Source organism: Testudinibacter crocodili (genome assembly GCF_006228025.1).
Taxonomy (GTDB): domain Bacteria; phylum Pseudomonadota; class Gammaproteobacteria; order Enterobacterales; family Pasteurellaceae; genus Chelonobacter.
In genome coordinates this window covers 76,810-102,106 of record NZ_VDHF01000018.1, presented here as the reverse complement: position 1 = coordinate 102,106, position 25,297 = coordinate 76,810, and the positions used below count along the sequence as shown (strand labels likewise).

Annotated in this window: 20 protein-coding genes; 5 read left to right on the top strand and 15 right to left on the bottom strand. The window is 46.5% G+C overall.

Going from position 1 to position 25,297, the window contains the following annotated elements; genetic code table 11:
- Positions 1 to 129: 129 nt before the first annotated feature.
- The gene (locus FHQ23_RS02290; protein ID WP_139612871.1) at positions 130 to 1,308 is read right to left on the bottom strand and encodes an MFS transporter; all 1,179 of its coding nucleotides are present in this window, start codon (positions 1,306 to 1,308) and stop codon (positions 130 to 132) included.
- Positions 1,309 to 1,471: 163 nt separating this feature from the next.
- Here FHQ23_RS02290 and FHQ23_RS02285 point away from each other — a divergent pair, with 163 nt between their 5' ends.
- On the top strand, positions 1,472 to 2,134 hold the full coding sequence (locus tag FHQ23_RS02285) for a trimeric intracellular cation channel family protein (RefSeq protein WP_139612870.1): 663 nt from the start codon (positions 1,472 to 1,474) through the stop codon (positions 2,132 to 2,134).
- Positions 2,135 to 2,171: 37 nt separating this feature from the next.
- Here the strand turns inward: FHQ23_RS02285 and mtnN are convergent, their stop codons facing one another.
- The 5 genes from mtnN to lptD all read right to left on the bottom strand — a co-directional run bounded on the left by mtnN (position 2,172) and on the right by lptD (position 8,864).
- The gene (gene mtnN, locus FHQ23_RS02280; protein ID WP_139612869.1) at positions 2,172 to 2,861 is read right to left on the bottom strand and encodes a 5'-methylthioadenosine/S-adenosylhomocysteine nucleosidase; all 690 of its coding nucleotides are present in this window, start codon (positions 2,859 to 2,861) and stop codon (positions 2,172 to 2,174) included.
- Positions 2,862 to 2,924: 63 nt separating this feature from the next.
- Positions 2,925 to 3,734 carry a thioredoxin domain-containing protein gene (locus tag FHQ23_RS02275; protein WP_139612868.1) on the bottom strand — a complete coding sequence of 270 codons (810 nt, stop codon included), beginning with the start codon at positions 3,732 to 3,734 and terminating at the stop codon, positions 2,925 to 2,927.
- Between the two features lie 51 nt (positions 3,735 to 3,785).
- A complete protein-coding gene (gene recJ, locus FHQ23_RS02270) occupies positions 3,786 to 5,498 on the bottom strand; it encodes a single-stranded-DNA-specific exonuclease RecJ (protein ID WP_139612867.1) in 1,713 nt (570 codons plus the stop codon).
- A 267-nt stretch (positions 5,499 to 5,765) separates the two neighbouring features.
- Positions 5,766 to 6,452 (bottom strand): bifunctional protein-disulfide isomerase/oxidoreductase DsbC, encoded by a 687-nt coding sequence (gene dsbC, locus FHQ23_RS02265; protein ID WP_139612866.1) that lies wholly within the window; start codon positions 6,450 to 6,452, stop codon positions 5,766 to 5,768.
- Between the two features lie 51 nt (positions 6,453 to 6,503).
- Complete coding sequence (gene lptD / locus FHQ23_RS02260) at positions 6,504 to 8,864, bottom strand: LPS assembly protein LptD (RefSeq protein WP_139612865.1); 2,361 nt, start codon at positions 8,862 to 8,864, stop codon at positions 6,504 to 6,506.
- A gap of 220 nt (positions 8,865 to 9,084) precedes the next feature.
- Between lptD and tal the strand changes: the two genes are divergently transcribed.
- Positions 9,085 to 10,035, top strand: a complete 951-nt coding sequence (tal, locus tag FHQ23_RS02255) for a transaldolase (protein ID WP_139612864.1) — start codon at positions 9,085 to 9,087, stop codon at positions 10,033 to 10,035.
- A gap of 71 nt (positions 10,036 to 10,106) precedes the next feature.
- Here the strand turns inward: tal and FHQ23_RS02250 are convergent, their stop codons facing one another.
- From FHQ23_RS02250 to FHQ23_RS02240, 3 genes are all read right to left on the bottom strand, one after another.
- Entirely contained in the window at positions 10,107 to 12,149 is a 2,043-nt protein-coding gene (locus FHQ23_RS02250; protein WP_139612863.1) for a TonB-dependent siderophore receptor, read from the bottom strand.
- Positions 12,150 to 12,406: 257 nt separating this feature from the next.
- Positions 12,407 to 13,696, bottom strand: coding sequence for an HlyC/CorC family transporter (locus FHQ23_RS02245; protein WP_139612862.1), 1,290 nt, complete (start codon positions 13,694 to 13,696; stop codon positions 12,407 to 12,409).
- Between the two features lie 87 nt (positions 13,697 to 13,783).
- A complete protein-coding gene (locus FHQ23_RS02240) occupies positions 13,784 to 14,593 on the bottom strand; it encodes a cytochrome C assembly family protein (protein WP_139612861.1) in 810 nt (269 codons plus the stop codon).
- 242 nt (positions 14,594 to 14,835) lie between these two features.
- Here FHQ23_RS02240 and ffh point away from each other — a divergent pair, with 242 nt between their 5' ends.
- A complete protein-coding gene (ffh, locus tag FHQ23_RS02235; protein WP_139612860.1) occupies positions 14,836 to 16,215 on the top strand; it encodes a signal recognition particle protein in 1,380 nt (459 codons plus the stop codon).
- Between the two features lie 139 nt (positions 16,216 to 16,354).
- Here the strand turns inward: ffh and phoR are convergent, their stop codons facing one another.
- The 4 genes from phoR to FHQ23_RS02215 all read right to left on the bottom strand — a co-directional run bounded on the left by phoR (position 16,355) and on the right by FHQ23_RS02215 (position 19,785).
- Positions 16,355 to 17,656 (bottom strand): phosphate regulon sensor histidine kinase PhoR, encoded by a 1,302-nt coding sequence (gene phoR, locus FHQ23_RS02230; RefSeq protein WP_139612859.1) that lies wholly within the window; start codon positions 17,654 to 17,656, stop codon positions 16,355 to 16,357.
- Positions 17,657 to 17,667: 11 nt separating this feature from the next.
- The gene (phoB, locus tag FHQ23_RS02225) at positions 17,668 to 18,360 is read right to left on the bottom strand and encodes a phosphate regulon transcriptional regulator PhoB (RefSeq protein ID WP_139612858.1); all 693 of its coding nucleotides are present in this window, start codon (positions 18,358 to 18,360) and stop codon (positions 17,668 to 17,670) included.
- A gap of 166 nt (positions 18,361 to 18,526) precedes the next feature.
- Positions 18,527 to 18,880: a GIY-YIG nuclease family protein gene (locus tag FHQ23_RS02220; RefSeq protein ID WP_139612857.1), complete on the bottom strand. Its 354-nt coding sequence runs from the start codon at positions 18,878 to 18,880 to the stop codon at positions 18,527 to 18,529.
- Positions 18,877 to 19,785, bottom strand: coding sequence for a LysR family transcriptional regulator (locus FHQ23_RS02215; protein WP_139612856.1), 909 nt, complete (start codon positions 19,783 to 19,785; stop codon positions 18,877 to 18,879). The genes FHQ23_RS02220 and FHQ23_RS02215 overlap by 4 nt, the downstream gene beginning before the upstream one ends.
- A 160-nt stretch (positions 19,786 to 19,945) precedes the next feature.
- Here FHQ23_RS02215 and FHQ23_RS02210 point away from each other — a divergent pair, with 160 nt between their 5' ends.
- Complete coding sequence (locus FHQ23_RS02210) at positions 19,946 to 20,605, top strand: NAD(P)-dependent oxidoreductase (protein WP_139612855.1); 660 nt, start codon at positions 19,946 to 19,948, stop codon at positions 20,603 to 20,605.
- Positions 20,606 to 20,681: 76 nt separating this feature from the next.
- On the opposite strand, the gene gorA is transcribed toward FHQ23_RS02210, so the two are convergent.
- Together gorA and FHQ23_RS02200 are read right to left on the bottom strand one after the other, a co-directional pair.
- Positions 20,682 to 22,037: a glutathione-disulfide reductase gene (gene gorA, locus FHQ23_RS02205; RefSeq protein WP_139612854.1), complete on the bottom strand. Its 1,356-nt coding sequence runs from the start codon at positions 22,035 to 22,037 to the stop codon at positions 20,682 to 20,684.
- A gap of 152 nt (positions 22,038 to 22,189) precedes the next feature.
- Positions 22,190 to 23,032: a 23S rRNA (adenine(2030)-N(6))-methyltransferase RlmJ gene (locus FHQ23_RS02200; RefSeq protein WP_139612853.1), complete on the bottom strand. Its 843-nt coding sequence runs from the start codon at positions 23,030 to 23,032 to the stop codon at positions 22,190 to 22,192.
- A 135-nt stretch (positions 23,033 to 23,167) separates the two neighbouring features.
- Between FHQ23_RS02200 and prlC the strand changes: the two genes are divergently transcribed.
- The gene (gene prlC / locus FHQ23_RS02195; protein WP_139612872.1) at positions 23,168 to 25,207 is read left to right on the top strand and encodes an oligopeptidase A; all 2,040 of its coding nucleotides are present in this window, start codon (positions 23,168 to 23,170) and stop codon (positions 25,205 to 25,207) included.
- Positions 25,208 to 25,297: the final 90 nt, after the last annotated feature.

The following is a 25,297-nucleotide window of genomic DNA, read 5'->3' as shown; positions in this document are numbered from 1 at the left end:
CTAACATTGAACTATTTTTCAAAAAGATAACTGAGTTTACTGATTATTTAAGGGATTAGCAATCTACTTTAACGATTTCAAAAATCGTTGTCACAAAATAATGACAGTAGAATATGCTTTTATCGAACACTAACGTCGTAGTTGTTTGAAAATGCCGAACAGCAGCCACAATACCAGTAGCAACAGTAACATTGCGGCAAGTGGCACCCAGGTCCACGTGAAATGTTGCCAAACGGTCAACAAATATTCACCGCCAACGCTGGCACCGAGGTAATAACTGGAGAGGTAAAGTGCGGATGCCAACGCACGGGCGTGAGTAGCATTTTTGCCGACCCAAGCGCTGGCAAGGGCATGAGTGAAGAAAAAACCGATGCTGCATAGCAACAATCCTGCTATCAGAATCAGCACAGCATCACTCACCAACAACAACATGCCGAACATGAGGATTAGCCAACCAATCAACATGCCGCGCGGCGCATTAAAACGGCGACTGAAACGTCCTGCCATCGAGGCTGCAAACGTGCCGCTTAAATAGCAGAGAAATAATAGCGAGACCTGAATCGTGCTGAACAGCCAAGGCGCTTGTTGCAAACGTAAGCCGACCACTGAAAACATATTGATAAACATACCGAAACAAATACCGCTGATTAAAAATGTACGCCACAGCAGCGGGTTCTTGATATGCCCGCACAAATTGGTAAGAATGGTGCGAAATGCCAATAGCTGCGGTTTAAAATAGCGTTCACGCGGCAGATAAAAATAGGTCAGTAACGCACCCGCAAACGTCAAAAGTGCGGTAAACAGCATCGGCGCATTCAGCCCGAACCAATCTGCCAATGCGCCACCGAGAATCCGCCCTGAAATACCGCCAATTGAATTTGCCGCAATATAAATCCCCACTGCCGGAATCACGGCGTCGGCTTCAAATTCTTCACTGATATAGGCAATTGCCACCGCTGGCAAGCCTGCCAACGCCATTCCCTGCAAAAAACGCAATCCGATCCAAACCGCAACCGAATCACTGAACACCAAACTGAAAGAAAGCAGTGCCGACAAGCCTAAACTCAACAACATCATCAGGCGGCGACCATAGCGATCGGCAAGCAACGCCCAAGGGATCAAAAATAGACTCATACCTAGCGAGGCGGCAGCAAAAATCCAGTTTGCTGCATTCAGAGAGACGGCATAACGCTCGGCAAACAGTGATAACAGTGGTTGCACGACGTATAAATTACTAAAAACCAAAAAAGACGACAGTGACAGCACCAGAGTCGCCAACAAATAGTCGCGGGTTTTAATTTTTATCATCGTATTTTCATTTTTATAACGGATTGTTTACATTCTAATCTAACCTGTAGCCAGCACAAGATATTGATCACAAAAATGCTGTCTGGCGCAAATTTTTCTTTATCAAAATCCCAAATCCTCTTACTCTATTCCATCTGCTAATTTCTATTCAAACTATTCAACTATGTTACTGACAACACTTTATATTATCGGTATTACCGCCGAAGCGATCACCGGTGCTTTGGCCGCCGGAAGAGAAAAAATGGATCTATTCGGGGTGATTATTATTGGTGCGGTCACTGCCATCGGTGGTGGTTCTATCCGTGATATGCTGCTCGGACACTATCCGCTTGGTTGGGTGGCACATCCCGAATATATTATGATTGTTGCCGGAGCGGCGGTTTCAACGGTGTTTGTCGCACCGCTGATGCGCTATTTTCGCACCGTATTTTTAGTGTTGGATGCCTTGGGGCTGATTGTATTTTCGATTATCGGCGCTCAAGTGGCACTGGATATGGGGCACGGCTTGATCATCGCCTCCGTTGCTGCAGTTGTGACCGGTGCCTTTGGTGGGGTGCTGCGTGATCTGTTGTGCAATCGTATTCCGTTGGTGTTTCAGAAAGAGCTGTATGCCAGTGTCGCCTTGCTGACCACCGCAATTTATCTCGGCTTGCCCCATCTCGGCATTTCGCACAATCTAGTGGTGATTTTAACGCTGATCAGCGGCTTCGGAATCCGCTTGCTGGCGATTTATTTCCATCTCTCGCTGCCGGTATTCGACTATCAGGAGCAGGCGGAACCGCCTAAACCGTTGTTGGCAAAATGGCGTGAGAACCGCAAGAAATAAACCTACAAATTGCAATCGGATAAAACGTGAGGCTCTATTACAACTCTGCCAACATTGCGATAACCATTTCGGAAGATTGTTGTGCCGCTAGCGGTAGAAATTCGTCAAACGAGATATGCGAAACTTGATCCGCAACATCTGACACTGCACGCACCACCACAAACGGCAGATCGAATGAGAAGCAGACCTGCGCAATCGCAGCCGCTTCCATTTCCACCGCAACCGCTTGTGGAAAATCAGCTTTAATCCGTGCGATCTGCTGCTCATCGTTACAGAACATATCGCCGCTGCATACCAAGCCTTTGACCGCACTTTTGCCTTGTCGTTGAATCACTTTTTGCGCCAATTCGATTAGCGCCTGATTCGAAGCAAAGGTGGCCGGACAGCCCGGTAATTGCCCTTTGGCATAACCAAACGCAGTGACATCGGCATCATGATAGGCGGTATTGCTGGAGATAATCACATCACCGATAGCCAAACCGGCAGCAATTCCGCCGGCAGATCCGGTGTTGATGACACAATCCGGCTTAGTCAACAAAATCAGCGCAGTTGTTGCCATGGCTGCCGCCGTTTTGCCGATACCGGACTGAACTAGCGCCACATCAGCGCCATGCAAGCTGCCTTGATACAGGGTGCAGCCGGCGATCTGGTGTGTGGTCACATCACGCATTTTATTGCGTAAAATCTCGACTTCTTGCAGCATAGCGCCAACAATTCCGATTTTCATTTTGCTTCCTTGATTAGGGTCTGTTGATGTTTGTTTATTATTCTTGATAACAACCGCACTTTATTACTGTATTTTATTCGAGTTATTTGATGCATTGGCAAAGGCAGGTGACTGTTGTTGTAAGATCCGCGAAATCAAAAAATCCATCACGGCAAAAGTATAATCGTCGTTATACAACGTGCTGCTGGTTAACACATATTGTCCGTCAACCACCACAAACGGGCTGGTAAATACGCCATATTTCTCGGTGGCTTTCACTGCTTCTTGGGCTTTTTCAGCGACCGCCTGCGATTTGATCTGCATTAAAAACTGATCCAGCACCACATGGTGTTTTATCAGCCAGTGGTAGAGGTTTTCACCCTCAACCAAAGAAGCCTTTCCCTGATGTTCGGTGGCGGTATCAAACAACAGTAGTTCAGCCAGATCTTGTCGATCCAGATTGTTTAAACTGTAATACACATTCGGTCCGAACAACGCATCTTCGGTGGCGATAGGTTGTAAAATCAAGCGGATTTGCTCATCATGCAGCCGTTGATACAAACTTAAATTATCAAACGCCGTCAGACAATAGGCACATTCATAACTAAAAAATAGCCTAACCTCGATTCGCCCATCAATCGGAGTAGATTTGATCGGAATCGTATAAGAAAAATAGTCTTTGCCGTCTTGAAAAACAGATTCGTCAACGCTGGCATTAGTATCAGAAGAAATACCAGACTCTGTTGGCTCGGTAACCGCACTTTCTGCTGCGTCGGCAGCCGATGTAAGATTTTTAGCTGACGTTGTACCATCTAGCGCCTGTGCCCAAGCTGACGGAAAGTATAATGCCAGCACTATCCCACGCCACCACAACCGACTTATTCTGTTTTTCATGACCCTATCTCTTTGGAGCTTATCCCACTTAACCCGTATCCTACGCTGTTTTTAGCCAGGCTGCATATATTCTACCATTAACTGCAACTGTCGGTTACCACGAAACTCATTAATATCCAATTTATAAACAATTTTCATGGTTTTTATCGATAAATCAGGATAGCGTTGTGGATCAATATTAAAGGCAATCGCATCAAACAACTGGGTGCTATTCGGTGGTTGCAGCAACATTTTTAAATGCCGTCCGCCCACCAAACGCTGTTGTAACACACTAAACTCACCATCAAATAGCGGCTCCGGGAAAGCTTGCCCCCAAGGTCCGTTTGCAGCAATCAGCTCTGCGGTTTGTAAATTCATCTCGCTTGGCGACAATTCACCATCGGTCCAGATAGTGCCGGTCAACTGCTCTTGCGCCACACAGTCACACACAATCTCAAGAAAGTGTTGCTGAAACTCTGCAAAACGACTCTCATCAATACTCAAGCCTGCCGCCATTGCATGTCCGCCAAATTTCAAAATCATGCCCGGACAACGCTGATCGATGCGCTCCAACACATCTCGGATGTGCAGCCCTTCAATCGAACGTGCCGAACCTTTTAGCACTCCCGCTTGATCTTGGGTAAACGCCACCACCGGACGATGAAAGCGGTCTTTAATCCGCGATGCCAAAATGCCCAGCACGCCCTGATGCCAATCTGCACGATACAGCGCAATTGCATGAGGCAAACTCTGTTCCAGCTCGTGTAATTGGCTGCAAATCTGCAAAGCTTCGAGCTTCATACCTTGTTCAATTTCTTTACGAGTTTGGTTCAGCGCATCCAAATCATGTGCCAGTTGGCGGGCAAGCTGCATATCATCTGCCAACAACAGCTCAACCCCAACGCTCATATTATCCAAACGCCCAGCGGCATTTAATCTTGGTCCTATAGAGAAGCCCAAATCAGCAGCCACAAAACGACTGAGATCGCGATTGGCAATTTCTGCTAACGCCTGAATGCCGTAGCGACAGCGTTGTGCACGGATTCGCTCTAACCCTTGATGTGCCAAAATACGGTTATTTTGATCTAACGGCACCACATCAGCGATCGTGCCCAATGCCACCAAATCCAAAAGTTCAGCAAAATTTGGCAGTTCCGACGCTGCAATTTCACCTTGATCACGCAGTGCTGCACGCACTGCCAGCATCAAATAAAAAGTGACGCCGACTCCGGCAAGCGATTTAGACGGGAAGTTACAGTCTGCCAGATTAGGATTGATAATCGCATCAGCATTCGGCAATTGCTCCGGTGGCAAATGGTGATCGGTGATGATCACCTTCACACCGCACTTTTTGATGAACTCCACGCCTTCATATGAGGAAACACCGTTATCCACCGTGATCAATAATGCCACGTGCTTTTCCAACGCCATTTTTGCCACATCGACACTTAAACCGTAGCCTTGTTCAAAACGGTTCGGCACCAAGTAATCGACCTGTTGAAAACCGAGCTTACCTAATGCCAATACTGCAAGTGCGGTGCTGGTAGCGCCATCGGCATCAAAATCACCGACAATCACAATTTTTTGCTGTTCACGCCGCGCCGCCAACAGTAATGCCACAGCCGCATCAATACCACTGAGTTGTGGTGGCAACAGAGATTTCAAAGTGCGGTCTAGCTGCTGTTGATCGGCAATGCCCCGTACTGAAAAAATACGGTTAAGTAACGGGCTGTCTCCCAAAGGAAAAATAGTGTCCAGTTGGCGACGGCAGATAATTTTATTCACGCTGAAGATTGAACCTGTAGTTTAAAACTAAAAAGATAAAAATAAACTAAACCCTGATAAATCAGGGCATTAGACTGCTGACAAAGATGAAAACGCACAATATTTATTGTAAAAATAGAGGCGGATTAACTATCCGCCCGAACTGAATATTGATTTTTTCCTTTTCAGATTAAATACTTATTTCGCACTTCGAAAGCGGGCGGATAGTTAATCCGCCCCTACTTTGCCTTATTAAATATCTTTGTCAATAATACGTTCAACAAAAACTTATTGCGCTTCCTGCAAGGCAGCTAATAGTTCTTTTGGCGGCAGATACCCACCGATCATTTCGCCACTGTCAGTGACAATGCTCGGTGTGCCACGCACACCATATTGACGTCCCAAGGCGTAGTGTTGCGCCACCATATCCGGTGTCATCAGGTTTTTTGGCAAATCACCGTTTTCAGCAGCGTCTAATGCTTGATTGCGATCTTTTGCCTGCCAGATTGCTTCCATTTGGCGTGCGGTTTGGTTGTCTAAGCCAGCGCGTGGAAATGCTAAAAAGCGTAGCGTAATTCCCAAATTATTGTACTCGTCTTTTTTGCTGTAGAGTAAATGGCAATAATGGCAGGTGATATCCATAAACACTGTCACTATATATTTTTCATTTTTTGCCGGATAGACAATCATTTGATCGCTCAACGCATTCAACTTACCGAACAATATTTTTTCGCTCAAATTGACCAGCTCACCATTTTTAAATTCAAATAAATCGCCACGTAAAATATAGTTTCCGTCTTCAGAGACATAGAAGATGCCCTGATCTGAAACCACTGATTTGATGCCTTTTATCGGTGCAGGTTGCACTTCAACATTGGTCATGCCCAATGCAGAAAGGTGCTGGTTGATCTCTGCATCGGAACCGAATGCCAGACTACTGAATAACGTTGTGACAAGCAAAATAGATTTTTTCATGGTTTTCCTTGATTAGGGTCTGTTGATGTTTGTTTATATTTTAATAATGCATTATTCCAAGCTGAACGGCTTGACATAAGGCAGCATGCCTTTTTGCAGCATACTGCGCAACCCGCTGGAGTAGTTGCTGCCTAATCCCCTGATTTCAAAATTGATAGCGATTGAATTATCATAAAACACCTGATCGGCGGTATCACTGCGGTTACTGGAGGTGAGGTAGCGGCGAGCGCCGATGCCAACGCTCCAGCAACAGCTATTATATTGAATGCCGCCATATTGTTCGACCGGCTTATTTAAAGCGACATCATGATAATAGCGACCAATAATCGCCCAGTTGTCATCTATATCCCAAGCCACCGTCGCACCAATCTGTTTGATATCTTGATTATAACGGTTAGCGCCACTTTGCAAATTTTGATTGATATAATCCTGGCTGGCATAACGATAGTTCAATTGCACCAAATTATGACCGCTAGGGTTAAATTCGAGCGCCATATTGGCAAGTGCGGTTTTATTCAAGACCGTATCATATTGATAACTGCCACGCCAACTCCAGTCGGAATTGATCTTCCAGTTAGACTGCATCGACCAAGAAGAAGAGTGACGACTGGTGCTGTTGTCTTCTGATTCATCGATACGCGAAGCGGTCAAATAATAAATTTGTCCCAAAGAAAAGTTAAACCGCTCTTCCGAGTGTTGGTCAAAAAAGCGGGTTGTGCCACCAACAGTTACTTGATTGGCTGATGCGATACGATCTAAGCCGCTGTAGCGGCGATCGCGAAACAGCGAGAAATAATCTTGTTGCAACAGGGCGCTGTCATAGCCCAAACCAAGGTAATTCGAATCCACATCTTGTGCGCCGATATTACTTTGGTTTTTATATGGTCGATACAAATACTGTACATGCGGCTCGAGGGTTTGGGTGTATCCCTCAAACACCGATTTGGAATTTAATAAAATAGTCTGTAAATCGGCTTTAAACTGTGGCAGCACCCGATTGACGCTGCTCTGCACCGCTTCTGCATTTTCGCCTTTGCCCGAAGTTTGGCGATAGTGAGTTGCATATAATTTGGTTTGTAAATTCAAGCTACCGTAGTCATTACTCAGGGGTAAATTCAACTCCGGCTGCACATGAAAACGCCAGGCTTTGGGCATATACGAACTGTCGTTATCAAAATGCACAGCTTGCGAAAACAGCGCAAAATCCAACCAGCCATTGGCTAAACCATTTTTATAGTAGTTAAAATCAATCTGTGGCAGCGCACGATACGGTCCGATTTCGGCCTCATCAAAAATCTGGAATTGTCGACCGGAAATCACCAAATTATAGTTCGGCTGGTAATAGCCCAAACTGAATTTCTGAGTGGCATATCCGTCGGTGCTGTTACCGTATTCCGAGCTAAAGTCATTAAAATAACGCTTATCGCTCACTTTGGTATAATCCACATTCAAACGCCAATCACCAAATGTTGCGGCATGTTGCCAGAAAAACAGATGACGTGATTTATTGCTGCCCAGATAGGTTTTTAAACGATCACGATGCAAATATTCCGTCGCCACCGTACCCAAACCAAACTGAGTCAAATAACGAAATTCGGTCAACAACTGCAATCCACGATCCGTCATCATTTTCGGGGTAAAGGTCGCATCATAATTCGGTGCAATGTTCCAATAAATCGGTTGTGCATAACTGAAGCCGTCACGGCTTGACATACTAAATTGTGGCATTAACAACCCGCTGCGGCGACGGTCACCCAACGGCAACTGCCAATAGGGGGAATACAAAATCGGTACGCCCAGCACTTTAAAACGTGCCCCCCACATTTCGGCGACTTCTTCTTGTAAATCTTGGCGAATTTCATTGGCCTCGATCGACCAGGCATTATCATTCGGCAAGCAAGAAGTAAAAGTCGCATTGTGCAAAGTGCGGTAGCGCTCACGCATCTCCGCCTGTTGGGCGGTACCACGTCCTTGGCGACCGACAAATTGGTAATCGGCATTTTGCAAATCACTGTCTTTGCTGTTCAGATTAATTTTGGCATTACGACCTTTCAAATCGATCTGCTCGTCACGGTATTGCAAATCGCCGTCAATATAGGCAAAACGGGTCAACTGCCCGGCATTATCTTGTGTGGTAATTTTCGCATATTGCGACTGCAAACGACGGTTTCCCTGTTGAATATCCACATCGCCCTGATAAGTTGCTTCCGTAGCGTGCGACATCTCACCGCGATTGGCCTCGATGTACACCGGCAAATCATTCGGGTTGCCAGCAACCGGTGTACCGCTAAAGTGCGGTACGCCCAACAGACACTGCTGACGCAGATCTGCTTGCGCCGTACTGCTGTGCACAGTGCCATATAATGCACTCAGAATCAGGGTCGCCAGTAGGCTATAAGTATTTTTTTTCATTCTGTAACCCAAGCTAATAAAAATGGTAATAAAACAGCGAAACTGGGGTGATTGTACTCGAAATTCGCTTATTGATCATGCGAATATTTTACCCTGCTGCACTATCCGACAAAAATTTTCATTGGTCTCAATATTCGCCTCAGAAATGATTGGCACATTTGACCTTAATAAGGGTAGAATGAAGTGATTTTTTATTCAGTTCATTTAATGAGGAAAAACTATGTCGCAATTACAAGAGTTACGTAAAATCACTGTGGTGGTTGCTGATACCGGTGATATCGAAGCCATTAAAACCTATCAGCCGCAAGATGCAACAACCAATCCGTCCCTGATTTTAAGCGCCTCGTCCCTGCCGCAATATGCGCCGTTGATTGATGATGCTATCGCTTATGCTAAACAGCAAAGCAGCGATAAAAAACAGCAATTGATTGATGCCGAAGATAAATTGGCGGTGAATATCGGGTTAGAAATTCTGAAAATCGTACCGGGACGCATCTCGACCGAAGTCGATGCGCGCATGTCTTACGACACCGCAGCCACGATTGAAAAAGCACGTAAATTGATCAAGTTGTATAACCAAGCCGGCATCAGTAATGAACGCATTCTGATCAAAATCGCCTCCACTTGGCAAGGTATCCGTGCCGCAGAAGTGTTGGAAAAAGAAGGCATCAACTGCAACCTGACTCTGCTGTTTTCACAAGCTCAAGCCCGTGCCTGTGCCGAAGCCGGTGTTTATCTGATCTCCCCGTTTGTTGGTCGTATTCTGGATTGGTACAAAGCCAACAGCGATAAAAAAGAGTATGCGCCGCACGAGGATCCGGGTGTGGTGTCAGTGACCGAAATTTATAACTACTACAAAACCTACGACTATAAAACCGTGGTAATGGGTGCCAGCTTCCGTAATATCGGCGAAATCACCGAGTTGGCGGGCTGTGATCGCCTGACCATCGCCCCAGGTTTGTTGAAAGAGTTGCAAGAGAGCAATCAACCACTAGAGCGTAAGTTAGACTTCAAAGGCAACGTAAAAGAGCGCCCAGCGCCGCTGAGCGAAGCACAATTCTATTGGCAGCACAACAGCGATCCGATGGCAGTGGAAAAACTGACCGACGGTATCCGAAAATTTGCCGCCGACCAAGAAAAATTGGAAGCAATGCTGATCACCAAACTGTAAGTTTGCCTGCTGCTTAAAACAAAAACCGCACTTTAACGTGCGGTTTTTTTAGGCTGAGATGCAAGATTTAATTAAAACTGATAGTTAATCCCAACACGAATATCACGCCCTGCACCGGCTAATGTTTCGCCACGTTGGGTATGCGGATAATAAAACTTATTGAACGCATTGTTCACTGCAAAGTTAACATTCATCTTGTCATTGCTGAACGGTTTCCAGTTGATATAGAAATCATGTACGGTATAGCCTTCACGTTTTACCGGCGTGCTGCTTTCACGCACCAAGACTGAACCTTTAGCATCTTCAACCGTACGATTACGCCAGCCCAGCTCAAGATCCGGCTGCATAAAGCGGTAGGCTAAAGAAGCTGTCCAAGTGCGCCCCACTTGCACCGCAAATTCCGGATTGGAACTGAGCAAGTTGTCTTTGTGGGTATCATAGATTCTTGGTTTGCTTTCTGCCACACCAACACGTGCGGTAAAGCCTTCCAACCGATACGCTGCGCTCAGTTCATAGCCGTGATTTTTAATATAACCGGCATTTACCGTCTCTCTGATCGAATTTTCACCCGAACCGTGTCTGTTTTGTGGATTGGCAATCGCATTGCTGATTTTCTGCCAGAAATAGCTACCTGCCAATGAGAAATTGCCGTTATCATAGTTAAAGCCGATTTCAGTATTGCGGGCGCGTTCAGCAACCGTACCGTCAGCAATGCTGATCACACCACGTTTACCGTGCGTCAGCAACGCATCGTATAAACGCGGGCTACGGGAAGCATAGTTATGATCAACACTGAAGCTTAAGCTGTCCAGCGGCTGCCAGATCAAACCAAGGCTTGGATTGAGACGTCCATCAGAGGCTGATTTACCATCGGTGGTTTTCACTTTGAAATAGTCGTAACGCAGACCGGTGGTCAAGGTGAAATCACCTAAGGTGCTGATTGCTTCTAAATAGGTGCCGACATCGGTTTTTTTCGGTTCACCTAATGTGTAGAATCGGTTCAAGAAAGCGTGCGGAGTAATTTTCTGATCACGATAGTTAACACCGTATTTCAACAGCACATTTTCACCAATCGGCGAGTCAAAATTCACGTTGGCACCACGGGTTTCAATTTTGGTTTTGGTCGACCCTGCAATATTGCCACAATAGCCACAACCGGTATCATCGGCTGAATAACGATGGTTTTGCATAACGTAAATATTAGATGTTAATTGGCTGATAAAGCCCAGATTTTTCGCTGTCCACTCAAGGTTAGTATTTTTCAGCGTAGTTTCACGATAAGCCGGCGCTTGACCTACTAAATTCAACCGACCACCCGTAACAGTAAACTCTTCTCGCACGGTACGCACACCACGATGTTGATCTTGCATATGGCTTAACACCAAGCGATGATCACCCAAAGTAGCACCCAGTTTAATCATATAGTTACGTTTATCCAAGCCGCTGTAAGGCACGGTTTCTCCACCGTCAATATTCTTATAGCCTCGACCCGGTTTGTAATTTTCCTCATCAGTGCGGTTAAATGAGAACAATGCATCAAAATTGCCGGATTTACCGAATAGCGCCCCGCCATAAGAGTGCCCCTCATTGCTAGAATAACCGCCGTTCAGTTTGAAACCGTAATCACGATCGCTATTTTTTAACAGATCCAGCGCATCAACTGTTTTGGTGATAATTGCGCCGTTGGTTGCGCCGATCCCGGCACTGGCTGAACCCGCACCTTTTTGTACCGACACACTTTTCAGTAACGACGGATCAACGATAAAGCGGCCTTGATGGTATAACACTTGACTGTCGGAGTAGGCATTGTCAATTTTGATATCGACTGAGTTTTGCCCCATGCCACGAATTGTCAGAAATTGTGATGTGCCGTTGCCGCCACCGAACGCAATCGACGGCTCTTCAGTCAATAGTCCGCGTAAATCAGTTTCAGTGTGCTCATTTTTTTCCTGTTCGGTGACCACATTAGTTTCAATTTTGGTTCCTTGACGGTCTGTGACCACAATCTCGTCTAATACTTGGTTCGATGTGTTGGTATTTGCCAAACTGGATGTTGCTGCCAGTGCGCCTAATACTGCCAGACTGACATAGGTTAGATTAAACTTGTTAGACATGTTGATATTTCCTTAGCGTTATTCATTTTAATCAAGTGTAGAAAATTGCTATTCTGCTAGCAATACTGCTGAAAGAATGCCGAATCTACAAACTTACTGCAAAAATGCCGAAAAATTATAACACCTAGTTTATGAGAAAGTAAATGATATCTGTTCTCAAAATTAACTTATATCTCAACTTTAAAAAATAAAACCGCACTTTAGCGGTTGAATGCAAAGTGCGGTTAGAAATAAAATTATAGATGTAAAACAATCGCTTAAGTTTTAATTTTTTCTGCGCCAGTACCTTTACGTACCACTTTGGCTTGTTTCACCATATTATCGGACACTTCAAGAATCGTAATCAACAAGCCCTCTATTTCACACACCGTTCCTGCTACCGGAATCTCTTCCAGATGCTCTAAAATCAGACCGTTAAAGGTGCGAGGTCCCTCGGTGCTGAGCTCCCAGCCGAACAATTTGTTCAGATCGCGGATATTCGCCTGCCCATCAATCAGCACCGAACCATCAGACTGCTCTCGAACCTCTTCTTCAATCGATGGCGTCATGGAGGTGGTAAATTCACCAACAATCTCTTCTAAAATATCCTCTAGTGTGATCAAGCCTTTCAGATCACCGTATTCATCCACCACCAACCCGATTCGCTCTTTATTGGTTTTAAAATTCAGCAACTGCGTATTCAGTGGTGTGCCTTCCGGAATAAAATAGATTTCATCAACCGCCCGCACTAAAGTCTCTTTGTTGAATTCATTTTTATCCAACATTAAACGATAGGCTTCCCTCACCCGCAACATACCCAGCACATTTTGGTCCATATTACCTTTATACAACACCACTCGGCTGTGTGCGGCATGGTTGAGCTGGCGCATAATCGCTTTCCAATCGTCGTCAAGGTCAATACCGCCGATATCATTACGCGGTACCATGATGTCATCAACCGTCACTTGCTCCAAATCCAGAATCGAAAGCAGCATGTCTTGGTGCGCCGACGGAATAAATTTACCCGATTCATGCACAATGCTGCGCAGCTCTTCCTGGCTGATGCTGTGGTGTGCCTTGTGGTCGGTTTTGATCCCCAACAGTTTAATCAACAGCTTGGTAAAAAAGTTAATGAAATAGACCAGCGGCAGCGAGATTTTCAATAACACTGTCAGCAAGTGACTACTGGTGAAACCCACTTTTTCCGGGTACATCGCCGCCAAGGTTTTTGGCAGAATTTCAGAGAATACCAACATCACAAAGGTCAACGCACCGGTCGCAATCGCCACCCCGGCATCACCGAACAACCGCATTCCGATAATCGTCGAAATAGCAGAGGCGGCAATATTCACCATGTTGTTGAAAATGAGGACTAAACCCAGCAGGGTATCAGTGCGTTTAAGCAAGTTTTCCGCTTTTCTAGCACCAGAGTGCCCTTGGCCGGCAAGGTAACGCATACGATAGCGGTTGAGTGAAAGCAAACCGGTTTCCGAACCGGAGAAGTAGGCAGAACAAATAAGCAGTACGATTAAAGCGATAAACAGCGTACTAAGGGGGATACTGTCCAAAGAGATCATCCTTCCGTTAACAAATCATCCCGAAAAGTGCGGTTCTGACGGTGTCCATTTTGAGTTCAACCGCACTTTCGGACTTTGCTATAGCACCGTCAAAAAAGTCCGGCTGCCAAAATAAGCAATAGTGAGTAGGATCATACCTGAAATTGTATAAATTAGCACCCTCTTTCCACGCCAATGCAGTTTGCGATGTCCAATCAGCAGCAATCCGAACACAATCCAAGCCAAAAACGAAAAAATCGCTTTTTGAATCTGTTCTGGTGCAAAGAAATTATGCAGCGACAATGCACCGCTCAGCAACGCCAAGGTCAGCAACAGCTCACCAATACACAAAATCTTGAAAAACTGGCGTTCGACGCTCATTAATGACGGAATCATCGGTGAAAACACCACTTTCTTGCTTTTCAATTTTTTATCCAGCCAACTCAACTGGAACACATACAATAGCGCAATAAAACAGACCGCATAAGAGAGCAGCGCCAAGGTAATATGGATCAAAAGTGCGGTATTATCCTGCAAATAGGCCACCACATGCCCCGGAATCAACACGCCGACCAGAATACCGATGATCGCAAAGCTGTACACCATCGGCAGCAAAAACCACAGCGTATTCAAATGCGACAGCGCCAGCGTCACCAACAGCACAATCAGCAGCGTCATCAAATTCAGAATATTCAACAGAGTAAAATTCAGCCCCTGGCCGCCAGCCGCAAACAATTGTTGAATAAAAACCCCATGCAGCAGCAGCGCCACCGCCGAGCTGATGATAAAACGGCTGCGTTTGGGAATTGTTGCCTTCTCGGTGCCGCTTTGCGCCTGCAACAACTGCGGCAAGAGAGTGAAAGTACAGATTAAATAAGCGATAATCGCTAATCCGGCAGATAAATACATGGCTGATGTCTCTTTTTGGTAATACTCAGACCGCACTTATTCAAAAATAAGTACGGAAACAACGCTACAACTCACTTTTATTGATAACTATTCCGCTTGAAAGTATCAGTTTTGTCCTCATTTTTCTACTACAAAATGGTTTAAGCGTGAAAATAAAACGAAATCTTGTATAATCGCTACTATCTTTGCGCTATTCACACAGCAATCCAGTCTAAAGTGCGGTATTTACCACAGGAATTATTATGTTTGAAAATTTATCTGATCGTCTTTCCCATACCCTACGCAGTATCCGCGGACGTGCGCGTTTGACCGAAGACAATATCAAAGACACCTTGCGCGAAGTGCGCATGGCATTGCTGGAGGCCGATGTTGCCTTGCCTGTGGTGCGCGAATTTATCAATAAAGTCAAAGAACGTGCCGTCGGGGTTGAAGTCAATAAAAGTCTGACACCGGGGCAAGAGTTCGTCAAAATCGTCCAAAGCGAGCTGGAAGCGGCAATGGGCGAAGCCAACGAAACCTTAAATCTTGCTACCCAACCGCCGGCGGTAATTTTGATGGCAGGTTTGCAAGGAGCGGGGAAAACCACCAGCGTCGGCAAACTGGCAAAATTTTTGCGCGAACGCCACAAGAAAAAGGTGTTGGTGGTATCCGCCGACGTCTACCGCCCGGCGGCGATTAAGCAGTTGGAAACCTTAGCCGAAACAGTAAAAGTGGATTTCTTTCCGTCTGACACCAGCCAAAGTGCGGTACACATTGCCAAAACCGCACTTGCACACGCCAAACTGAAATTCTATGACGTGTTGATCGTCGATACTGCCGGTCGCTTGCACGTTGACAGCGAAATGATGGACGAAATCAAACAAGTCCACGCTGTTTTGAATCCGATCGAAACCTTATTCACTGTGGATGCGATGACCGGGCAAGACGCCGCCAACACCGCCAAAGCCTTTAACGAAGCCTTGCCGCTGACCGGGGTGATCTTAACCAAAGTCGATGGCGACGCACGTGGTGGTGCGGCATTATCGATTCGCCAAATCACCGGCAAGCCGATTAAATTCCTCGGTATGGGCGAAAAAACCGATGCGCTGGAGCCATTCCATCCGGATCGGGTTGCTTCACGTATTCTCGGCATGGGCGATGTGCTGTCGCTGATCGAAGATTTGGAACGCTCGGTGGATAAAGAAAAAGCCGAAAAAATGGCGCAGAAATTCAAAAAAGGCGACGATTTCACCTTAGAAGATTTTCGTGAGCAACTGATCGAGATGAAAAAAATGGGCGGTATGATGACGATGTTAGAAAAACTGCCCGGTGCCAAAAACCTACCGGATCACGTCAAAGGACAGGTGGACGATAAAATGTTCAACAAAATGGAGGCGATGATCAACTCAATGACTTTCAAAGAGCGGCAAAATCCCGACCTTATCAAAGGCTCACGCAAACGCCGGATTGCACTCGGCTCCGGCACACAGGTGCAAGACCTGAATAAAATGTTGAAGCAATTCACCGAAATGCAACGCATGATGAAAAAAATGCGCAAAGGCGGCATGGCAAAAATGATGAAGGGCATGAAAGGCATGATGGGCGGCGGCATGGGCGGCATCGGCAATATGTTCAGACGTTAAATCGGACAAGTGCGGTTGCAAATTTTCCGTGCACGATTTCAGCCTACACGGTTAAGCATAATTGAGGGGCTTTGCCCCTCGTAGACCAATTTGCAACGTACGCTAGATTTTTATACCCCAATCTTAGGCATGCTGGAAATCAGTCGTTATTCCCCATCGTGTATTCCACTACCACAAATTCTTCCGGCACAGTAAACGAAAAAATACTACCCTTGCCCGGCTCGCTGCTGATTTGCAATTGGGTATTCAAATGCGCCAGTGCATATTTGACAATCGCCAAGCCGATTCCACTGCCGCCGCTGTCACGGCTGCGTGAATCTTCAACCCGATAAAAACGCTCAGTCAAGTGCGGTATATGCTCCGGCGCAATACCTTTGCCATTATCTTCCACTGCAAAATGAGCACCCTGTTCCACCCGTTTCCAGCTCACCTTGATCTTATCGCCCTCGGAATGCTTAAGTGCATTATACAGCAGATTAGAAAAGATACTGTTCAGCTCCGATGGATTGCCTTTCAGCCTCAAGTGCGGTTCAAATTCCAGTGCGACTTGATGGTTAATATCAGACAATATTTCGGAATCATTTAATAGTAAAGTTAAAATCGCTGGCACATCAACCACTTCCGATTTCTCATTCGCTGACGACGTTTCGATTTTAATCAACAACGTCAATTGTTGCAGCAAGTTGCTCATGCGCTGCACCTGCTCCTGCATAATCGCCACCGCGCGAGTATGCAACGTTTTCGAGGCTTTGCGATCTTCCAGCATTTCCAGATAGCCTTGCAGCACAGTCAACGGCGTTCTGAGTTCATGATTCAAATTCGACAGAAACACCTGCCGACTTTGCAGCAACTTAATGATTTGGGTGATGTCACGGGCGATCAACATATAATTTTCGTCGTCATAACGGTTGATATTCACTTCGATATATTGATCGTTATTTGGCATCAGCACCAGCGGCGAATTGTGCGGTTGGTTGTCAAAATAGGTTTTAAATTCCGGATAGAAAATCACATTAAACAGATTTTTCTGACTTTTCTTATTCCAAAAAAACGAAAACAGCTCTTGAGCGGCATTGTTGCACCAATAAATCTGCCCGTCTTGTCCGCAGATAATCACCGCATCGGGAAGAAATTGAATATTTTTATTCAGGCGTGACAAGATACGTAACGTCTTAAACCGCTCTTTGTGTGAACGTCGTTTTTGATAAGCCAGCGTTTGCGAAATGCTTTCCCAGATACCGATTTGGTATTTATCGCTGACCCGATTGCGATCCAGCATTTTTAAAAAATGGGTTTCATTGTAGTGGTGCCAAATCAGCAGCAACAGCAGCACAAACACAAACCACAGCAAAAAAGTGCCGCTGAAATAGCTGAAAAAAGCGGCAATGACGGAGGCAACCAACAGTTCGATAATCAAATTAAAACAGGGCATTTTAAACATGCTGAGCGTTCCTATTTTGCTTTTTGTGAAAAACGATAGCCGGCGCCGCGCACGGTTTGAATGTAGTGATCATAGCCGTATTTCTGTAAATTTTTGCGTAAACGGCGGATATACACATCGACAGTACGGTCTTCCACATAGATATCATCGCCCCAGACACGATCCAGCAGTTTTTCTCTGGTATAGACTTTCTCCGGGTGTTTCATAAAGAAATGCAGCAGCTTAAATTCGGTCGAACTCAACGCAATCTCTTTGCCTTTGCAAGTGACTCGATGGCTATTGTTGTCCAACATCAAGCCGTCGATCTCCAACACCGTTTCGCTCTGTTCAAAGCCACTGCGACGCAACACTGCTTTCAAGCGTGCCACCAACTCTTTCGGCGAAAACGGTTTGGTGACATAATCATCAGCACCGGCATTCAGGCAAGCGATACAGTCCGCTTCTTCGCTTTTGGCGGTCAACATCACCACCGGCACCTTGCAACATTCGTCATGCTGTTTCAAATATTGCAAAAACTGCAAACCGGACTTGCCCGGCAACATCCAGTCCAATACCACCAAGTGCGGTATCTGCTGCCCGACTTGGCGAATCGCACTGCGGTAGTCGCCCGCCTCCATCACGTCATAGCCTTGTTGCACCAATACCAATGCCACCATCTCGCGAATGGCGGCTTCATCTTCCACCAATAGAATTTTCGTTGACACTCCGTTTCTCCTTTTCACAACTTTTATCTAGCCACTTCAATTCAGCAGACGGTTATTTTTTAATAATAGTAATACCGCACTTGCCGCAACGCACCCACACTATAGCAAAAAAACCATATTATGCTCAATTCTGCCGCAGCGATGGATTTCAGTGACAAAGTGCGGTTTAGCACGACAGATATTCAGCCAAATGACACCACAAGCTGCGTTTTTGTGCGGCAGTTAATCCTTTAATTTTCGCTTCTAATCGGCTGGCTTCAGCACGGGACAAAGCTTGATAAACCAAACGCATTTCCAGCGGCGGATACATTCGGGTAAATTTAGCGCCTTTGCCTGCCAGATGCGCCTTAAACCGCTCTTCGGGCTGGTTGCTGATGCCACAATAAAATGCCTGATTGCTACAATGCAGCAAATACACACTCCATGGTTTTGTCGGTGCCAAGCCTGTGTTGCTGGGTTCAATATGTTGGGCAACGTGCGGTTCGATAAGCGGCAAACCCAGTTCGGTTAAATGCTTCATACCGCACTTTCACCACGCGGCAAACCATCTGCAAAATAGTGTTGCAGAATCTTTAAGGCCACTTCGGTTTTTGCTGACTGCACGCGATAAGACGTCACCGCATAAATCGTCAACGCCGGCAACTGCCATTGCGGCAACACCACTTGCAACTGCCCTTGTGCCAGTGGTGTCGCCACCTCACCGTTCAGCTGCATCGACAAACCCACGCCCGCTAATGTCAACTGATAAACTGCGGATATTTGATTACAATGCAGACTATCTGCAATCTCCAACACATAGCTTTCACGCTCAAAGCGCATTGGGATCCGCTTGATCGGCAAATAGTGCAACCAATGTTGTGCCAATAGCTGCTCAGGCCGCTGAATCGGCTCCCGTGCCGCCAGATAATCCGGCGCCGCACAAATCAGCCAACGCCATTCCGCCAATGGGCGCGCAATCAGATCCGGTGCTTGCAGCGCATGTTCACCGCCACGCAGCGCAATATCAATATTGCCCTGTTTCAAATCAGCCAAACTGTCGGAAAAATGTAAAACCGGTTGAATTTCAGGGTAATCCTGATGGAGTTTTTTTAATGCCTGTTGAAAAGCCGGTGCCGATGCCATGCCGGACGGCAAAGCGATGTTCAGCTCACCAGCCGCTTCCACTTTCAAATTATCCAACGCTTGCAAGGTATCGCCCAGCGCATATTGCAAACGCAAACAATATTGCTGCAGTTCACGTCCCGCATCAGTCGGGGTCAAACGACGTGTGCTACGATGCAGCAATTTTACTTTATGCCGTTGTTCTAACTTGGCAATATGCTGACTAACCGCCGACGGGGTCATATTCAGCACCTTGGCAGCCTCATTCATGCTGCCATATTGCAGCACAGCAGCCAGCACCAACAGCGGTTTAATCTCTTGCATCGCACATCCTTTATTAAGTTTTACTTAATAATATAAACAGTAAAACTGGGATTATCAAGCCTTCAATATCGATCTACACTAACCGCCATCAATACAAACCAACATACCGAATCAATTTGGTATGGATTAACATTTCACTTACAAACAAAAGGAAAACAGGATGAAAATTGCTGTGATTGGTGCAACCGGCTTAGTCGGTAATGCAACCGTTTTAGAATTAGCCGCCCGTGGACATCAAGTTAGCGCTTTCGCACGCCATAGCGATAAAGTAGCAAAAGCGGATAATATTCAAGCGATTGCCACCGACGTGAATGCTGATGATTTTGCTGAAAAATTGATCGGATTTGATGCCGTGGTCAGTGCATTTAACCCAGGTTGGGACAATCCGAATCTGGCCGCCGATTTCAAAAAAGGCGCTAACAGCATTGTTGAAGCCGCTAAAACTGCAAAAGTGCGGTATTTGTTGGTTATCGGTGGTGCAGGCAGCCTAAATATCGCACCGAATCTGCAATTGGTTGACAGTTCGGACTTTCCAGCAGAGGTCTATCCGGGCGCAAATGCCGCACGTGAATTGCTCAACAATTTAAAAGCACGACGCGATCTTAACTGGGCGTTTCTCTCGCCGGCGGCTATGTTTGCGGTAAATCCGGTTCGCTTTGAACGCACAGGAAAATATCGCGTTGGTAAAGATGATGTGCTGCTTGATGCTCAAGGCGCCCCAGCAGATATCAGCGTGGCAGATCTAGCCTGCGCCATCGCCGATGATGTGGAGCAGCAACGCCATTTACAGCAACGTTTTACCGTGGCGGAGCTGTCATAATAGCAAGTCATCACTAAAAAGGGCAGAATATGATCTGCCCTTTTCGTTCTGCGTTTAATGCTTAATATCTTAAGTCTTAACGCATGGTCACAAACTCTTCCGAGCCGGTCGGATGAATCGCGACGGTGTTATCGAAGTCGGCTTTGGTCGCACCCATTTTTATCGCTACGGCGAAGCCTTGGATCATTTCGTCCACACCAAAACCGATGCCGTGCAAGCCGACGATTTTTTCATCCGGTCCGGCGCAGACCAATTTCATACGGCATGGTTGACGGTGCTGAGTCACGGCGGTATACATCGCAGTAAACGAGGATTTATACACTTTCACGTTGGCTTCACCATATTGTTCGATCGCTTGCGGTTCGGTCAAACCGATTGTGCCGATTGGCGGGTGGCTGAACACCACCGTCGGAATCAAATTATAATTCAAATGTTCATTCGGTTTATGGTTAAACAGACGTTCCGACAAACGACGTCCTGCCGCCACCGCAACCGGTGTCAGTTCCACTGCACCGGTGTTGTCACCAACCGCATAAATACCTTTGACATTGGTATTTTGGAACTTATCCACCGGAATATAGCCTTTGGCATTAGTCTCAACGCCTGCTGCTGCTAAATTCAGGTTGTCAGTTGCCGGTTCGCGACCGATTGCCCACACCAGCGTATCCACGGTTTGTTCACGTCCATCTTCCAGTTTCACCGTTAAACTGCCATCGGCATTTTTCACAATCGCCTGTGGAATCGCATGAGTATGCAAGGTTGGACCTTCGCTGCTTAAGACTTCCAACAAGGTTTCCACAATCAGCGGATCAAAATTACGCAACGGGGCGTGTTGGCGCACAAACAGGTGGGTTTCCACCCCCAAGCTGTGCAACACGCCAGCCAATTCAATCGCAATATAACCGGCACCGACCACGGCGACCCGTTTTGGTAAGGCATTTAAGGCAAATACGCCGTCGGAATTAATGCCGTATTCCGCACCTTTGATGTTCGGCATCGACGGACGCCCGCCGGTGGCGATCACGATATGATCGGCGCTAATCTGCTCGCCGTTCACTTCAACCGTATTGTGATTGACGAATTTGGCAAAACCATGAATGACATCAACTTTATTGTTATTCAATCCCCGCTCATACGACTGGTGAATGCGCTCGATATACGCTTGGCGGTTTGCCACCAAGGTGGAAAAATTAAAGCTGTTCAGCTTCACATCAAAACCGTAATCCGCCGCATACAAATTGATCGCTTCTGCGATCTGAGCACCGTACCACATCACTTTTTTTGGTACACAGCCGACGTTGACGCAGGTTCCACCCAAATATTTTGCTTCGATCAGCGCACACTTTTTGCCATAACTGGCGGCACGATTAATCGAGGCAATGCCGCCGCTGCCACCGCCGATAGCGATATAATCATAATGTTTGCTTGTCATACTCTTGTCCTTAGCTGATTTATTTATAAAATTGTGCTGATTCTGCCGAAAAAAGGAGCAAAAAGCCATTCAATAAAACTGATTATTTTAATTGCTGCCAGCAATCTCCCAGTCGCAACCGCACTTTGGCTCAATATTTGCACATTTACTGCTTATTCTGGCGTGATCCATTCCACTTTCCATGAACCGGTATTTTCCGGTACTAACGTTTTGCTTAAATACGGCAAAATTGCTTTCATTTCGCCTTCCAACGTCCACGGCGGATTAATCACAATCATGCCGCTGGCAGTCATACCACGCTGATCCGAATCGGGACGCAGCGCCAATTCGATCTGTAAGATTTTGCGAATGCCGCTCTGTTCCAAACCACGCACAATCCGTTTAACATGCTGACGCAACACTACCGGATACCAAATCGCATAAGTGCCGGTAGCAAATCGTTTATAACCTTCCTCAATCGCCTGCACCACTAAATCGTAATCCTCTTTTAACTCATAAGGCGGATCGATCAGCACCAAGCCACGTCGCTCTTTTGGTGGTAGCACCGCTTTCAGTTGTTGGTAGCCGTTATCCCTTTTACAAGTGACATTCTCAACGGTCTTAAAATTATTACGCAACAGCGGAAAATCACTCGGATGCAGTTCGGTAAACAGCGCCCGATCTTGCGCTCGCAGCAAGTTAGCAGCGATTAACGGCGAACCGGGATAGTGCTTCAACAGTACACCATAATTCAGTTTTTTCACCTGTGCCAAATAATCGGCAACCTCTGGCGGCAGATCATCACGCTGCCATAAACGGGCAACTCCGTCCTGATATTCCGCCGTTTTTTCTGCTTCGTAAGTGTTCAAGCTATAACGCCCGACCCCGGCGTGGGTATCGAGATAGAAAAAGCCTTTCTCTTTTTGTTGCAATGCACGGATAATCCTCAGTAATACAATGTGTTTCAATACGTCGGCATGATTGCCGGCATGAAAGCTGTGGCGATAGCTCAGCATAGTCCGTCCTTGTTGATCATAAATTGGCAACAGTTTACCGCACTTTGCGCGCTTTTTCTTTATTCTTCGCTTGAATTCAGGTAAAACATACCGCACTTTAGTTTAATGATTATACAAACAACAAAGAGAACAATGATGACCAATCCTTTATTAAACCAAAGCGGTTTACCGCACTTTTCTAAAATTGAGCCACAGCACGTGGTGCCGGCGATTGAACAGTTGATCGAACAAGCCCGCCAAACCGTCGAAAAAGTATTGCAGCAACCGCACTTTAGCTGGGATAACTTAGTACAGCCGCTAAGCGAAGTCGGCGATCGACTGGGACGCACTTGGTCGCCGGTCAGCCATTTGAATTCGGTGAAAAACAGTCCAGAACTGCGCGAAGCCTATCAAGCCTGCTTGCCGTTGCTGTCAGAATACAGCACTTGGCTCGGACAGCATCAAGGGCTATTCGCTGCTTATTCGCAACTGAAAAACAGCAGTGAATTTGCCACCTTATCGATTGCACAACAAAAATCGATTAACGATACTCTGAAAGATTTCGAACTTTCCGGGATTGCGTTAGCGCCGGAACAACAGCAGCGCTACGGCGAAATTGTGGCACGGCTGTCCGAGTTAAGTTCAGAATTCAGCAATAACGTATTGGATGCCACCATGGGCTGGGACAAACTGGTTGCTGATGCAGCTGAACTGCAAGGTTTATCGGAATCCGCATTGCAAGCAGCGCAAGAGTCTGCGCAAAGCAAAGAACTGGACGGCTACCGTTTCACCTTGGAATTTCCAAGTTATTTACCGGTGATGACCTACTGCGAAAACCGCACTTTGCGCGAAGAGATGTATCGAGCCTTTAACACGCGCGCTTCCGACCAAGGACCAAACGCTGGCACTTGGGATAACAGCGCCTTAATCGACGAAATGCTGCAACTCCGTTTTGAATTGGCACAATTGCTCGGCTTTGCCACTTATGCCGACTACTCGCTAGCCACCAAAATGGCGGAAAGCCCGCAGCAAGTATTGGATTTTCTACAAAATCTGGCAACTCGCGCCAAGCCGCAAGGGGAAAAAGAACTAGCCGAACTGAAAGCCTACACCGCCCAAGAGTTCGGCGTCAACGAGCTAGAGCCTTGGGATATCGCCTTCTATAGCGAAAAACAGAAACAGCATCTATTTGCGATCAATGACGAAGAACTACGCCCGTATTTCCCGGAAAATCGCGTGTTGAACGGCTTGTTTGAAGTGGTAAAACGCATTTTCGGGATCACGGTAAAAGAGCGGTTTGATGTGGATGTCTGGAATGACGAAGTGCGGTTTTTTGAGCTGTATGACAGCAGTAACCAACTGCGCGGCAGTTTCTATCTCGATCTATACGCCCGTCCGCACAAACGTGGCGGCGCATGGATGGACGCCTGCATCGGGCGCAAACGCCTTGTTAACGGCGAAATCCAAAAACCGGTTGCCTATCTGGTGTGCAATTTCAACAAACCGATTGGCGACAAACCAGCGCTGTTTACCCACGACGAAGTCACCACACTGTTCCACGAATTCGGACATGGCATTCACCATATGCTGACGCTGATCGATGTTGACGGAGTCTCCGGCATCAACGGCGTGCCGTGGGATGCGGTCGAACTGCCAAGTCAGTTTATGGAAAACTGGTGCTGGGAAAAAGAGGCGTTGGATTTTATTTCCGGCCATTATCAAACCAATGAACCACTGCCAAACGAGAAACTAACTCAGCTACTTGCCGCCAAAAATTACCAAGCCGCGATGTTCGTTTTACGTCAACTGGAATTCAGCCTTTTCGATTTCCGCCTACACTACGAATATGATCCGAAACTCGGCGTACGCGTGCTGGAAACCTTGCTACAAGTGAAGCAACAAGTTTCATTGTTCAAAATTATCGACTGGGTTCGCACCCCACATTCGTTCAACCATATTTTCGGCGGCGGGTATTCCGCTGGTTACTACAGCTATTTATGGGCAGAAGTACTGTCTGCCGATGCGTTTTCGTTATTTGAAGAACAAGGTATTTTCAATCCGCAAACCGGACAAGCCTTTTTGGATCACATCCTCACCCGCGGCGGCTCAGAAGAACCAATGGAACTGTTCAAACGCTTCCGTGGCCGCGAACCGCAACTGGATGCGTTATTAAGACATAAGGGAATTGCCAATTAGACCGCACTTGGGTATTAAATCAACAGATTAGAGGGGCAAAAACCCCTCTATTTTTAACGACAAATCTTGGCGACAACGTTATACAAATCA